General features: G+C 58.3%; 2 pseudogenes. Both read right to left on the reverse strand.

Annotation, left to right across the window (positions count from 1 at the left end):
* Positions 1-102, reverse strand: a pseudogene (phhB, locus tag ALO43_RS26325) (4a-hydroxytetrahydrobiopterin dehydratase); the annotation flags it as partial.
* Positions 103-137: 35 nt separating this feature from the next.
* Positions 138-381 (reverse strand): annotated as a pseudogene (phhA, locus tag ALO43_RS26330) (phenylalanine 4-monooxygenase); the annotation flags it as partial.

Raw genomic sequence — 381 nt, forward strand, 5'->3', positions numbered from 1 at the left:
CCAGTCGGGGATCTGTTTGAGCAGTTCCGGCAGCTCGGCTTCGCTGACTTGTGGGGCGTCTGCTCGGCAGGCTTCGCAATGGGCTTGATTCAAGGTACTCATAAACAGGGTTTCCTTTTCAGATACCTGGCCGCGTTTCAGGCCGCGTGGCTTTTGGTTTTAGGTGGGAATTTCGGGGCGTGCAAGCCCAACTGCATGCCCTGTTCTACCAGCGCCATGATGTCTTCCTGCGCCAGGTCGAACAGGCGCTTGAGGCTTGGCAGAACAAAATACAGCGGTTGCAGAATGTCGATGCGGTACGGCGTGCGCAACGCTTCAAGCGGGTCGAATAGCTGGGGTTCGGGAGCCGGCGACAGGCTGTACACCGCTTCCTTGGGCGAA

Source organism: Pseudomonas tremae (assembly GCF_001401155.1).
Taxonomy (GTDB): Bacteria; Pseudomonadota; Gammaproteobacteria; order Pseudomonadales; family Pseudomonadaceae; genus Aquipseudomonas; species Aquipseudomonas tremae.